We start from the raw sequence: 13,233 nt of genomic DNA on the forward strand, positions 1-13,233 counted from the left end.
TCAAGGGAGTGGCTAATGTGCAAATATTGAAGCAAAGTGTGTGACACACAGCTGTACGAACATTTGTTTGCAAAGGTAATTTGCACAACAAATGCATAACTGTACGAACATTGTGATTTTGGCCCATCAGGAGGGTGTCATCCCAGTGCTTGACACTGGGATCCAGGAATTTTATTAAGTTGGCGAGCATAAAAATAGCTGTTTTATGTTAAAATACAACGTTTTAATGATTATGAAAAAGCTGGATTCCAGTGTCAAGCACTGGAATGACACCATTCTTTTTTCTGGATCCCAGTGTCGGCTACTTGGATGACACCATTTATTGTAAGGACTTACCTCACATTTACTCTATGATTATCTTTTTATACCAATTCCCATTACACGGCAAACAGATAGACAATAATAGAAGACAAGCCATAATGAAATAAGTGAAATAGTCGAGGTATAAATGGCACTAAGATCAAAATTATTGGATGAAGAAGTAGTAAAATCAGCAAAAAAAATGCTGAAGAAAGTAAGGAACAATGCATATGTTGCAAAAAAACTAAATGCTGTAATTGCAGCAAAAAAGCATAGTATAACGGCTGTAGCAAAAATATATTGCATTTCAAGAAGCGCACTAACTTCGTGGATAAAACTCTTGAAATTAGGCAGAGAAGAAAAATTGTTTGCTCCTCCACAACGGCGTAGAAAAACTAAATTAAATCAGGCTCAACTACAGCAAGTTGAAGCATGGGTAGGAGAAAATCCTAATATTACCATTAAAGAAATGAGAATAAGAATCCAGGAAAAGTTCGGCTTAAATATTAGCAAATCTACAGTACACCGCTATATGCAAAAGATGAAATTCTCTTATATTACACCAAGACCAGTACACAATGTACAAGATAAAAGAAAACAAGAGGAATTCAAAAAAAAATCTCAACGAAGTTATTGGCAAGTATTCTGAAAAAGAGCTGTTTTTCTTCGATGAATCGCGGTTTGGCACACATTCAAAGACCGGGCATGGATGGTTTAAAAAAGGCGTCAGAACAAAAGTTAAGGTAAAATTAGGTAGGGAAAATTTTTATCTCTACAGTGCAGTTAATCCTAGAAATGGGGAGAATTCTAGCTTGTTTGCACCGAATGTCAACACTGATTGTATGAATATATTTCTTGAGCAAATGTCTCAATATTTGGGACCACGAGAAGCCTTTCTTGTTATGGATTGTGCTAGTTGGCATAAGTCGAAAAGTTTAAAGGTACCTAAAAATATTGAGATTATATACCTACCACCATACTCACCTGAACTCAATCCAGTTGAGAGGCTTTGGTTGTATGTAAAACAGAACATTTTGCGCAATAAAATATACGATACTATTGCTTTGCTTGAGAGTGCTTTGTGTAAATTTATTACTTCTCTTACCTACTCCACAATTAAACAACTCTGCTATGTATCCTATTTGAATGACCAACAATGAGAATTGGTATTAGATAAAAACCCAGAAATTTTTAAAGACATGCGATGCACGTAGTGCGAAAAATTAAACATGAAACGCCAAATACCCTAAGTTTTTTGTCATTAATCTGCACAGATTGCGAAGATAAATAAATAGCTTCAGTCTCGTGATAAGGGGGCTGGCAAAATGTGTCAAGCAAGTTTTTCGTTTCTGCGGGCTACCTGGTTTTCCTACTGAAATTTTGAAAAATGTAATCTACTTCTATATTCAAATATATCAAGCAGTAATTCAAAATCAGCCATTGCACCTTTTGCGTTATTATACGCGAGGTTGAGCAGCTCTCTGTCCTGATATAAATCAGCAAATTTAAATTCCATACATCCTGATTGTTTTGTGCCTAAGATATCTCCACTGCCTCTTAGCATCATATCCCTTTCAGCAATGTAAAATCCGTCCTGTGACTCACACATGATCTTTAACTTTGAAGATGAGCTTTTACTTAAATTATCGTATAATAATACACAAAAAGATGGCTTGTTTCCTCGCCCTACTCTGCCTCTTAACTGATGCAATTGCGATAACCCAAATTGCTCTGCATTTTCTATAATCATAATGGTTGCATCTGGCACATCTATACCAACTTCTATCACAGTGGTTGCAACAAGCAGAGAAAATTCATTTCTTTTGAAGGAAAACATAACTTGATCTTTCTGCTCCTGAGTCAATTTTCCATGTATTATGCTAACTTTATCAAGAAATGTTTTTTGTAATTCCTGAAAACGCATCTCTGCTGCAGCAATATTGGTCTCTTCGTTTTCTTCTATATATGGACAAATCCAATATGCTTTTTCGCCCCTGTTTATAGCACCTTTTAGCTTTTCAATAACATCTGGCACCCTACTAATGTTCATAGTTACAGTTTTTATTGGCAATCTGGATTTTGGTTTTTCTTTCAAAATTGAACATTCAACGTCACCATACATAGCTTGCTGCAAAGTTCTTGGAATGGGAGTTGCAGTAACGAAAAGTATATCGGCATTTTCTCCTTTTCCTACCAAGCGATTTCTCTGCATCACTCCAAATCGCTGTTGTTCGTCTATTACTGCAAGCCCTAAATTTTTAAATGTAACGTTAGCTTGAAATAACGCGTGGGTGCCAATCACTATATTTAAAACACCACTTGCAAGTTCGTTCATAATAATCTTTCTTTCCTTGCGCGAAGTTTTACCAGTAAGCAGCGCAACTTTTATATCGGTACAGGATAAAACTTCCTCAATCCAATTATAATGTTGCTCCGCCAAGATAGTAGTCGGTGCCATTAGAGCTGCTTGCATGTTGTTTTCTACCACATTTAGCATCGCAAAAAGTGCAACTACGGTTTTGCCACTACCAACATCACCTTGCAGCAAGCTTATCATGCGATACTTGGATTTTTGTCTCTCTGAGATCTCATCTATTGCACGAATTTGATCGTTTGTTAATTGAAACGATAATTCATTTAAAACTTGCTCTTTATATTTATTCAATACTATAAATTCTCTTCCCCTTTCTTTCACATGATTTTTTCTTGCAAGTTTCAGCGCTAGCTGATACGCAAACAATTCATCATAAGCAAGCCTTTTTCTACAAACCTCAGCTTCCGCCAATGAGCTTGGTCTGTGCAACTTTATGATGCTTTCCCTCCAACTTAACCATTTTTTTTGCTTGATTAATGTATCATCTATCCACTCTGGTAAATCAGGCAATTCCTTTAGATTAGAGCTTATTATGTTCCCAATGCGCTTATTGGTAATGCCACGGCATAATTGGTAAACTGGCTCTATGCAAGCTATTTCTTTAAATTGGTTGATGTCAAGCGACACGTAATCTGGATGAGTAATTTGCCAATGTTCAGCAAATTTTTCGAGTTTGCCACTGATGATCACATTCGCTCCAATTGGAAATAGTTTATATAAATACTTAACTGAGTAATTAAAAAAGACTATGAATATATACTGACTCTCACTTTCAACGACTATTTTATATGGTCTACCTCTAAAAGTGGGCGACTGATGCTCATAAACTTTTGCAATAAAAGTTATAAATTCTCCAGCTTGAGCGTCGGGCAGTGACTTACTTCTATCTACATAACTAAGTGGCCTATAAAATAGCAGGTCCATCACTTTGTCCCCACCACAAAGTTTAGGCAATATTGCGGAATGGAACTTAGGTATATTCTCCAGCCTGCTATTTAGAAAAATCTGATTGCTCATTGAGATTCATACATGTGTAAAACTGTTATAGAGTCTTCTTAAGATCCTGTCACCTTATAGTCAAACTATTTGCTATCATAGGACTTGCGTTTATATAAAATATTTTTATTGACTTATTAATCATTTTATGTACTATTATACTATTAGTAATTCATATACAGGGTATTAACAATGGATAGCTTTATACCAGAAGAAAAGGAAAATCCAGTAGTTACACTAAAGGCTCAAGCAGAAAAGTTTGATTTTAGCAAATTAAGAGCTGATGAAAAGAATACATTAGCGAATTCTGGTGAGGCGATGTTCTTAGATTTTTATAGAATGAGTTTTGTTGTTAACAAAAAAAGTATAGATAGCACTTTAATTTTTGCTTTAACAGAAGGAGCTAAGAAGAATGGGCTTGAAAAAGCTTGGGATGAACATTGCAAAAACGAGAAAGCTCCTGATGATAAAAAAACTGACCAGTACAAAAAGAAATTTGAAGAATTTTACAATCTAGGTACAAATTATACTAACCTATTACCAAAGGAAGAAGCCAGAAATTATCGACCATTTGCAAAACAGGTCTTTAAGGAGATGTTTAAACACGCTGGAGCTCAAGTCCCAAGCGACCCTATCTTGGAAGAACTAGTTACCAATTGTAATCAGGCAGGGTACGTAGGTGCATTATACGCTGAAGATAAACCTCTTTTTCATGTAGCTACAGCACATGAGTTAGTTTTCGGTTCTAGTCATACAACATATATTGATTGTAGTGATCCAAGTCATGCAACAATCAGAATTGAAGAAAAAATTGCAGTTTGCACTTTAGCAAAACCAGAAGAAGAATTATGTAAATTGGATAGTTCACTAAAATTCACACTTCAGTCTCAAGATGGAAAAGATGATGTGATATATAAAGATGGCAAATTGTCACTCACTGTTCCTAAGAGACTGAAGGACTATAATATGGGTGATAAAAACTTGTTTAACATCATAAAAGAATGCTTTCAAAAATTGTGCGAAAAATTTGGATTTTTTAAAATAAAAATAGGGCATGAATTGGATAAGCAACCGAAAGTGAACAACCATCTGGAAAGTGTAGAACCTCCTGTCCATAGCAATGAACATGGAAATACACCCTAAAACTAATAATCAAAATATCCCAAATTCTGTCAATTTGCTTGCACAGTAAATTACTTCAGCATTTGGAAATTGATTTTTAAACCAAGTATACTGACGTTTCGCGTAGTGTCTTGTGTTTGTTTGAGCAATTTGTATCGCTTCGTCTAAAGTAATCTCACCTTTCAAGTACTTTATAATTTCTGGCACTCCATGTGCTTTCATAGCTGGCAAATGTGGAGCTAAGTTCATACTAAGTAGCTTTTTTATTTCATCAATTGCTCCATTTTCGATCATTTTGATAAAACGAGAATTTATTTTTTGGTATACATCCTCACGTTTAGGCAGAATTGTATATATCTTAAGATTATTGAATAAAGGAGGCTGTCTATTTTCTTGCCATACAAAGATTGTCTTACCAGTTTCAGTGATAACTTCAAGTGCCCTTGAAAGGCGGTGCGAGTCATTCATGAATACTTTACCTTGAATCCTTGGATCTTTGCTTAGCACTAATTTGTGAAACTCCTCTTTACTTAAATTTTTCCTTAATTCGCTTACATTTTTTCTCACTTCCTGACTTATTTGTGGCATTGATGATAAGCCTTTGATTAAACTGCTGATGTAAAGCCCGCTTCCTCCAGTGATGATAGGTATTTGAGCATTTTCTAATGCGTGATTAACTTCTTTTTCTAAATCCTCTAACCATAGACCCACGGAATAATTTTCTTTTGCTGAAACATAACCATATAATTTATAAAATTCTTCTTGCTTTAGTGGTTGAGCAGTAATTATGGGAATTTCTTTGTATACCTGCTTTGAATCACAATTTATTATACTAATATTTCCATATTTTTCTATCAGGTTATCGCATAATTCTGATTTACCTGAAGCTGTAATTCCTGTAATAATTACTATATTGTTTCTCATTTATATTAATTTAATTAACATATGATAAGGTGTAGTAAAAATTTGGATTCTACAATCTAAAGTTTGGAGATTTTTATGGCAGAAAACAACGACAATAATTCATTTACTAAGCGTTTCACAAACAGAACTCCTGGCGGTACAGGGGAAGGTTTTTCCAGTAAGTATTCGTCTCAAAACACCAAAGAACGTGCGCTAGGGGAAAAAGGAAAAATTTCTGAATTAGCAAGCAAAAAAACCGAATCCAAGGAAGCTTTTTCTGAAAGTGGCGGCATAAAAAGTAAAAGCAGAACTGTCAATGAAAGATCTTTTGCTGATGCAACAAAAAGAAGTAGGTCAGATCTTATATACTTAGTCCGTGGTAAAGATCGTGGAAAATCAGCGTGGCATTATGTATTAGTTGATAAAGAGAAAAGAGAAATGTTTCTAGCAAAAAGCAGAACTGGCTCTATAGATGTTGCAGACTATGGAGAGATTTTGTATTCAGGATGGGGAGAGGATCCACCACAGGCAATAGTTGATAAAGTCAATGAAGAGTTTGGGTTGTAGCAAGTCTGCATAACAAATGGTAAGCTGCGTTGTATTATATTCACAAAAACTAGCGTATCTGTTTAGAGGAGTGGCTAATGTGCAAATATTGAAGCAAAGTGCGTGACACACAGCTGTACGAACATTGCAATATGGTACATAGTAAACGATGTCATTCCAGTCTGGAATCCAGCTTTTTCATAATCATCAAAATGTTGTATTTTAACATAAAACGGCTACTTTTATACTTAATAAAATTCCTGGATCCCAGTGTCAAGCACTGGGATGACACCATTTGTTGTAAACTCACTTTTACTCTATGGTCTTGCCGCTATCCTGAACGGATACAAACTAGCAGTTACTATATAAGATACAATGCAACAAAACTGATCTAGTTGTTATAAATAAGTTTTGAGCTATATGGTATCTAAAATAATAAATGCAATACAGAACAACTTGTTAGTGTGTTTTCCAACAGAAACAGTGTATGCTCTTGCTTGTAATGCACTAGATAATGAATCTATAGGAAAAATATATCAGATAAAGAAACGCTCTCAAAATAAACCACTGTCTATATTTGTTAGTGATATTTACAATTTGACAAAAATAGCAAAGGTAAAGGAAAGATATATTGATTTAATAAACCACTTTTCTCCTGGACCAATTACCTACATTTTACCACTTAAAAACAACAACATATTGCCAAACGAATTCTTTAAAGATAGTATAGGTATCAGAATCCCTGAGCATCCTATTGCAATTTCAATATTAAATAAACTGAAAGTTCCAATAGTTGCAACTAGTATAAATATTTCAGGAGAAAAAAGTGTATGTAAGGCAAACGATATACCACAATCCATTAAGCAACATTTATCTGTAGTGATTGAAGATGACGAATTAGTTTCTGGTATAGAATCTACTATTATTGACTTAACCGAAGATAAGATTAAGGTTTTAAGGGAAGGTGCAATTTTATTACAAACAGTAAACAATGCATTTTCAAACTAAGATCTATAGGAGAAAAAATGAAAAGAGTAATAGGTCACAACCAGGCCAAAAAAAAATTAATGAACAACTTATCTGTTCAGTCTTGGCTGATCTGTGGTAAAAAAGGTATAGGAAAAGCAACATTTGCAAAATCCTTCTCCAATTGGTTTCTTACAAAAAACTATGACGTAGCAGCATTGGACTTACACATTATTGAAGGTGATACTATCGGAATAGAAAAAGTCAGAGAAATGAAAAACTTTCTACACTTAAGTCCCATTCAATCAGAACACAAAATAGCTATAATAGATAGCTTAGAGGCAATGACTAATAACGCTAAAAACGCAATATTGAAAATATTAGAAGAGCCGCCAAAAAATTCTAAGATATTTATAATTAGCCATAAGCCATATGATATACAAACCACTATCTGGTGTAGGTGTTTTCAGTTGAATTTACTCCCATTAACTTATGATGAAACAAAGCAAGTTGCTTCATCTCAATGTAAGTTTGATGATCAAACGTTTGATGAAATGATTACTTTATTTCCTGGAATGCCAGGAATGATAATAAATGCAATAAGTAGTGATGCTTATGAAGCATACAAATGCTTTTATAAATTTCTTCATGATTTAAAGAATCCCAATATGATTAATAAAGTAATTAATAGCGAAATCGAACTAGAACTAGCATCATATATAATTCAGGCCTTCATTTTAGAAAGCATAAAGAGAGAGGTAAATGGTGTTGAAATTTTACTAAGTCAGTGGAAAAAAATAGATAAACTTTTCGTTGCCGCAAAGCAACTCCACTTAGATAAAAAGCATGTTTTAGCTAATGTAGTTAATATCATGACATAAGTTTACGAAGTATAATACTTTTAACATAAATTCATGATAAAATTCTGTTAATTTAATACTCGAAGTATATAATTTGACTGATAATAAATTAACTGTATGGCAATCAATAGAAGTTTTGACGAAAGCCATACTAAACATGCAGAAAGAATTAAGTTCAATCAAGAATATAGCTTTAGACCAGGACGTCACCTTAGAAAAAGGAAAGGAGTTGTTAAGTGGCATTTATGAAGCAAATTTTAAGCTAAACAAGACAATCAATATAGCTACTTTGCCAAAAATTGGCTATCATATGCTAAATGATGAACTTGTTGTACGTAATCATATTACGGAAGAGGAAGTAAAGATTCCTAGAGATTTTCATTACCTTAAAGTCGTTAAATCCGATCATGATAATTATAAATTAACGTTTTGTAATTTTTTAGGTAATGAGTTTTTTGAATATAAAAAGTATGATCCACAATATTCTGGCGTTTCAGATGAATATAAGTTTGTGGATTTTGGTAGTGTAAAAAAGACTCATAATCTAAAATTTAAGGAATACGTTGGTCATGCACCTAAGTTTTTTGCTGCAGAAGGGCCTATTGAGCCTGGATCTCAAAACCATGCAATTGATCTATTTAGGCTAGTCAAAGATGGTAAAGGTAGCAAAGTGGGAACCCTCGCTGATGAATTTGGTTATTTTGATGATCAAAATAAATTACATTATTATAATTATCACAAAAGTGCTGAAAGTAATATTTACAATCCTGAAAATTTCAGTGTAAAAATGATAAATAAAGTGCTGAAAGTAATATTTACAATCCTGAAAATTTCAGTGTAAAAATGATAAATATAGATGTGAGCAAAATCGACAAATTCTACCTTATTGCGGAACAAGGTGATATAATCATTCATCCTATTTTGGAAAATTTAGACATATTTTAAAGTTTTTTAGAATATCTAATCTTGTTGTTATTATAATTGGGTTTGGTAGCATTGTGTTATGGAAGATAAATTGCTTGAATCAGTAAAAAACAAAAGTTATTTCAGTAAAGCAGTCGAATGGTACTGCCATAGATATCTGTTTTGTGCAGCAGAAAGATCTTGGATGGCATTAATAGTATCGCTTCTCCTAGTATGCTTATGTTTATTAGTATTAAACATATACCTGTTATTTCCTGTTAAAAAAGATTTAAATTTTGTGAAGTACATGAACCACACAGAAGATGAGTTCTCTGCAATGCATAAGCTTAGTTTCAGTAAAAAGGAAGATGAATACACTTCCACAGCAAGGTACTTAATAAGTAAATATATTGAAATATATGAGTCCATTAATATCGTTGAACCAAAGTACCAAGAAAATTTTATAAGAAACAATTCTATACATAAAGTCTATCAAGGCTTTCAGGAAAAAATGAATAGTGAAGCTGTTTCATCTAAAAAAAAGAGCGTTAACGTAAATGTAATAAAGTTATTTATTGACCGATCGATCAAGGACCTAGTTACATTTGCTGGAAATGCTACTGTAATTTTTACAACTGCGCAAAATAAGGAGGATACTGTGGAGATTAGCTTCACTTTGTCGAATATAAAAGCAACTCTGGCTGGTATAATACCATTTAAATTTATTGTTAATGGTTATAAATATAGATGATCACATTCAAAATATTACTTGGTAGCTAAAAAAAATAACTAAAGTGCATGTAGCAGTAATAACTGGAGGTAAAACTAGAAGAATTGGCGTTTTTTTAATAAAGTAATTCTGAGAAGGTTTTAAGAAAAAGGCATTGTAAATTATCGGTAAAAAGTACAGAGCGTTAAGTATAGTGCTAACAATTAACACTAGAGTTACAAACACAGAAAGTATTACATTGCCAGAGTTGAAAACAGCTTGAAAAATGAGAAATTTACCCCAAAAAGTCGGAGCAGGCGGCACTCCTACCATAGACAATGCACCTATAGTAAATGCTGTCATGCTAATTGGCATACTGCGTCCTATACCGTAAATCTTATCTATATATTTCTCACTTGCTCTCGTTATTATTGCTCCGGCAACGAAAAACAAAGTGATTTTTGCAAATGCGTGGCAAACTAATTGAAAAATTGCAACCCTCATGCTGAGCTCACTAAAAATTGAAGCAAATAATATAATATACGACAATTGAGAGATGGTAGAGTAAGCAAGCAATTTCTTTAATTCTTTTTGCTTTAATGCAATCAATGATGCAGTAATAATAGTAAATCCAGCAGCGTACGGAAGCCACCCTCCAGCAAACCAATTTTGCTGCGCAAAACGTTGCATGTTATCGACGCCGAAAGTGTATAATATAACTTTTATGATGATGAAAACTCCGGATTTCACAACAGCAACAGCATGCAGTAGTGCGCTTACAGGAGTTGGTGCAACCATTGCTTTTGGTAACCAAAAATGCATTGGCATTAATGCAGCTTTTCCTATTCCATAAATCAGCATAGCAAAACACACTGCAATGAAAGTGATGAGTGAAGTATCAAATTTGAATATTCCACCACTTACAAAGTCTAAAGTATGAAATTCATTATATAAAAGGCCTATTGCAGGAAAAAATAATATCAAAGAAGAGAAAAATAGCACGCCAAAGTAATAGCGTCCTGCAATCATTGATTCATTTGTTGAGTTGTAAGTAACCAGAGGGTATGTACTAATAGTTAGAAGCTCATAAAAGACAAATGTAGTGAGCAAATCTCCAGAAAAAGCAATAAACATTGCACAGCTAATCGATATTGAAAAAAAGCATAGAAAACTTGAGTGATTGCTATCAGCATAGTTATTCTGCATATAACATATTGCATATATACTGGTTAGTATCCATAAAAACGATATTAATAAACTGAACACTACTCCAGTAGATTCTAGCTTTAAACTAATATGCAAATTATTACCAAAATCCATGAGAATAAATTGAGAATAATCGCCATATACCCAATATAAAGTGCACAGGCACGTATACGTAAACAGAAGTACAGAAGAAGTGACAGTGATACTATTGTTCACTCTGGGCCATTTACCAGTAAGAAAAATAGCTAACGCATTTAAAAGTGGAATCAACGCAGTAATTAATAAATAATTCTCGGTAATTGAAAATGGTAAGGAAAGATACATTAAGATATAGTCCATTAAATTTTCTGCTTAGGTAAAGCTAGAATTATACTCAAATCGTAAAAAAACCGCTATGGTTTTTTGGTAAACTAGTTGTTTGTGTATGCTATAGCTATACCGCGATTCATTCCACAACTGTACGAACATTTGTTTTTGTTAAACACAACAAAGATGTCATCCCAGTGCTTGACACTGGGATCCAGGAAAGTTTGCTTGTAAACTAGCATAGAAAAACGTTTTCGATGAGATTGCAGAAAGCCAGTGTCTGGGCACTGGGATGACAAAGGAGGACAGTGTCAAGCACTGACCATTTGCTGTGCAGTTTACCTTTAAAAATGAATGTTCATACAGTAAGCCATAGGATGACAAAAGAGTAAACTTTATCTGTGTGAGCTATAGACGCAAATTACAACAAATGCAGTAGCGTAATCTCCATCGTCACTTAGAGAAAGATGAATTTTGGAGATAAAATCCTTTCTGACAGCAATATATGGTTTTCCTCTTACATCGCTGTATATTTCTATACCTTTCATTGTAATGCCCTGACCACTGCCTAGTGCTTTAATAAAAGCTTCTTTTGCTGCAAAACGTTTAGCAAAATACCTTGCTCGCATTTCTTGACTATTATACTTTCTACTTAGCTCTATTTCTTTTTCAGTGTAGATTCTATTGAGAAATTTTTCCCCGTATTTTTGTAATATTCTCAATATTCTTGGTATATATACTATGTCAGTGCCGATACCGTGTATCATTTTGCGCTAAAGTGATTTATTGCTTCTTCAATCTGCATTTCCTTTACCTCGCCAGTTGCTCTATTTTTTACTTCAACTATATTTTCACTTACTGCTTTCTTTCCGACAATTATTTGCCACGGCAAGCCTATCAGATCCATTCTAGAAAATTTTACTCCTACACTCCCTTCCGTATCATCGTAAAGCACTTCATCGCTCTTCAAAGCTTTGTATATTTTATCTGCAGCCTCCGGTACTTTCGGTTGTAAATTGATTAAACCAATTCTAAAAGGAGCTACTGCCTCTGGCCAGATAATTCCTTTATCATCATGAAAAGCTTCTATTATTGCTCCAACAAGTCTTGAAACCCCAATGCCATACGAACCCATATGTATATTGACATTTTTTCCATCTTGAGAAGTAACACTTGCCTTCATAGGCTTCGAATATTTATCACCAAAATAAAAGATATGTCCTATCTCAATACCTTTACTAACATTTAACTGTTCTTGCGGCACAAGGCAACTTTTAGGATCATGCATATCGTCTGCAACTGCGTATATACTCTTTAAACTTTCAACATCTTCACTCTCTAGTAGTTCAGAAAATTTATTGTCATAATATAAAGTGCTCTCACCAGTGTTTGCCAATATATGAAACTCGTGACTCAAATTTCCTCCAATTGGCCCCGTATCAGCTCGAACTCCAATTGGAGTAAGTCCCATGCGTTTGAAGATTTTTATGTAAGTTTTGTACATCAAATTATATGAATTCAGTGCACCTTCGTAATCTACATCAAAACTGTATGCATCCTTCATCAAAAATTCCCTACCCCTCATAACACCATAACGTGGTCTTACCTCATCACGGAATTTCCACTGGATATGATACAAACAAAGTGGTAAATCTTTGTAACTTTTTACCACATCTCTAATTAGATCAGTTGCTACCTCCTCGTGCGTTGGCCCGAAAAGCATATCTTCCTCATGCCTATCCTTTATACGCAACATTTCCTTACCGTAATCATCATAGCGTCCCGATTCTCGCCAAAGACTTGCCGGTTGCACACAAGGCATTAACACTTCAATTGCACCAGATTTATCCATTTCATCTCTGATGATGTCTTCAATATTTTTAAGCACGCGCAGACCAAGTGGTAACCACGTATAGATGCCAGATGCTATCTGCTTTATTAAACCTACACGTAAAGAATATTGATGGGAGATAATTTTAGCATGGGTAGGCTTTTCCTTTAGAGTTGGCAAATAATATTTGGATAAACGCATATAATAGATC

At 34.1% G+C, this 13,233-nt stretch carries 13 protein-coding genes and 1 pseudogene; 7 read left to right on the plus strand and 7 right to left on the minus strand.

Translation table 11 applies throughout. The features are described 5' to 3' along the window. Positions 1-448 precede the first annotated feature (448 nt). Positions 449-1,460, plus strand: a protein-coding gene (locus ACWHVF_RS05625; RefSeq protein WP_447933057.1) for an IS630 family transposase whose coding sequence is annotated in 2 segments (ribosomal slippage) — positions 449-910 and positions 912-1,460 — 1,011 coding nt in all. Because the reading frame shifts where the segments join, the coding sequence is not laid out codon by codon here. 209 nt (positions 1,461-1,669) lie between these two features. On the opposite strand, the gene recG is transcribed toward ACWHVF_RS05625, so the two are convergent. Next, positions 1,670-3,691, minus strand: coding sequence for an ATP-dependent DNA helicase RecG (recG, locus tag ACWHVF_RS05630; protein ID WP_064125204.1), 2,022 nt, complete (start codon positions 3,689-3,691; stop codon positions 1,670-1,672). A gap of 171 nt (positions 3,692-3,862) precedes the next feature. Here recG and ACWHVF_RS05635 point away from each other — a divergent pair, with 171 nt between their 5' ends. Then, the gene (locus tag ACWHVF_RS05635; protein ID WP_064125205.1) at positions 3,863-4,813 is read left to right on the plus strand and encodes a hypothetical protein; all 951 of its coding nucleotides are present in this window, start codon (positions 3,863-3,865) and stop codon (positions 4,811-4,813) included. A 9-nt stretch (positions 4,814-4,822) separates the two neighbouring features. Here the strand turns inward: ACWHVF_RS05635 and miaA are convergent, their stop codons facing one another. After that, positions 4,823-5,716, minus strand: coding sequence for a tRNA (adenosine(37)-N6)-dimethylallyltransferase MiaA (miaA, locus tag ACWHVF_RS05640; RefSeq protein WP_064125206.1), 894 nt, complete (start codon positions 5,714-5,716; stop codon positions 4,823-4,825). A 75-nt stretch (positions 5,717-5,791) separates the two neighbouring features. Between miaA and ACWHVF_RS05645 the strand changes: the two genes are divergently transcribed. Continuing rightward, positions 5,792-6,262, plus strand: coding sequence for a hypothetical protein (locus tag ACWHVF_RS05645; protein WP_064125207.1), 471 nt, complete (start codon positions 5,792-5,794; stop codon positions 6,260-6,262). A gap of 151 nt (positions 6,263-6,413) precedes the next feature. Here ACWHVF_RS05645 and ACWHVF_RS05650 read toward each other — a convergent pair whose 3' ends face one another. Further along, entirely contained in the window at positions 6,414-6,551 is a 138-nt protein-coding gene (locus tag ACWHVF_RS05650; protein ID WP_156488202.1) for a hypothetical protein, read from the minus strand. Positions 6,552-6,661: 110 nt separating this feature from the next. Between ACWHVF_RS05650 and ACWHVF_RS05655 the strand changes: the two genes are divergently transcribed. From ACWHVF_RS05655 to ACWHVF_RS05670, 4 genes and pseudogenes are all read left to right on the plus strand, one after another. Continuing rightward, complete coding sequence (locus ACWHVF_RS05655; RefSeq protein WP_064125208.1) at positions 6,662-7,249, plus strand: L-threonylcarbamoyladenylate synthase; 588 nt, start codon at positions 6,662-6,664, stop codon at positions 7,247-7,249. Positions 7,250-7,266: 17 nt separating this feature from the next. Next, positions 7,267-8,088 carry a DNA polymerase III subunit delta' gene (locus tag ACWHVF_RS05660; protein WP_064125209.1) on the plus strand — a complete coding sequence of 274 codons (822 nt, stop codon included), beginning with the start codon at positions 7,267-7,269 and terminating at the stop codon, positions 8,086-8,088. 73 nt (positions 8,089-8,161) lie between these two features. Further along, a pseudogene (locus tag ACWHVF_RS05665) lies at positions 8,162-9,012 on the plus strand (hypothetical protein). Between the two features lie 58 nt (positions 9,013-9,070). Next, positions 9,071-9,721 (plus strand): VirB8/TrbF family protein, encoded by a 651-nt coding sequence (locus ACWHVF_RS05670; RefSeq protein ID WP_064125210.1) that lies wholly within the window; start codon positions 9,071-9,073, stop codon positions 9,719-9,721. A gap of 6 nt (positions 9,722-9,727) precedes the next feature. On the opposite strand, the gene ACWHVF_RS05675 is transcribed toward ACWHVF_RS05670, so the two are convergent. The 4 genes from ACWHVF_RS05675 to proS all read right to left on the minus strand — a co-directional run bounded on the left by ACWHVF_RS05675 (position 9,728) and on the right by proS (position 13,223). Continuing rightward, positions 9,728-11,224 carry a proton-conducting transporter transmembrane domain-containing protein gene (locus ACWHVF_RS05675; protein ID WP_447933244.1) on the minus strand — a complete coding sequence of 499 codons (1,497 nt, stop codon included), beginning with the start codon at positions 11,222-11,224 and terminating at the stop codon, positions 9,728-9,730. 156 nt (positions 11,225-11,380) lie between these two features. Beyond that, positions 11,381-11,575, minus strand: a complete 195-nt coding sequence (locus ACWHVF_RS05680) for a hypothetical protein (protein ID WP_156488203.1) — start codon at positions 11,573-11,575, stop codon at positions 11,381-11,383. Between the two features lie 11 nt (positions 11,576-11,586). Further along, complete coding sequence (locus ACWHVF_RS05685) at positions 11,587-11,958, minus strand: holo-[acyl-carrier-protein] synthase (RefSeq protein ID WP_064125212.1); 372 nt, start codon at positions 11,956-11,958, stop codon at positions 11,587-11,589. Next, positions 11,955-13,223: a proline--tRNA ligase gene (gene proS, locus ACWHVF_RS05690; RefSeq protein ID WP_064125213.1), complete on the minus strand. Its 1,269-nt coding sequence runs from the start codon at positions 13,221-13,223 to the stop codon at positions 11,955-11,957. Before proS ends, ACWHVF_RS05685 begins: the two co-directional genes overlap by 4 nt. Between the last annotated feature and the right edge of the window lie 10 nt (positions 13,224-13,233).

Source organism: Wolbachia endosymbiont of Dactylopius coccus (assembly GCF_977011065.1).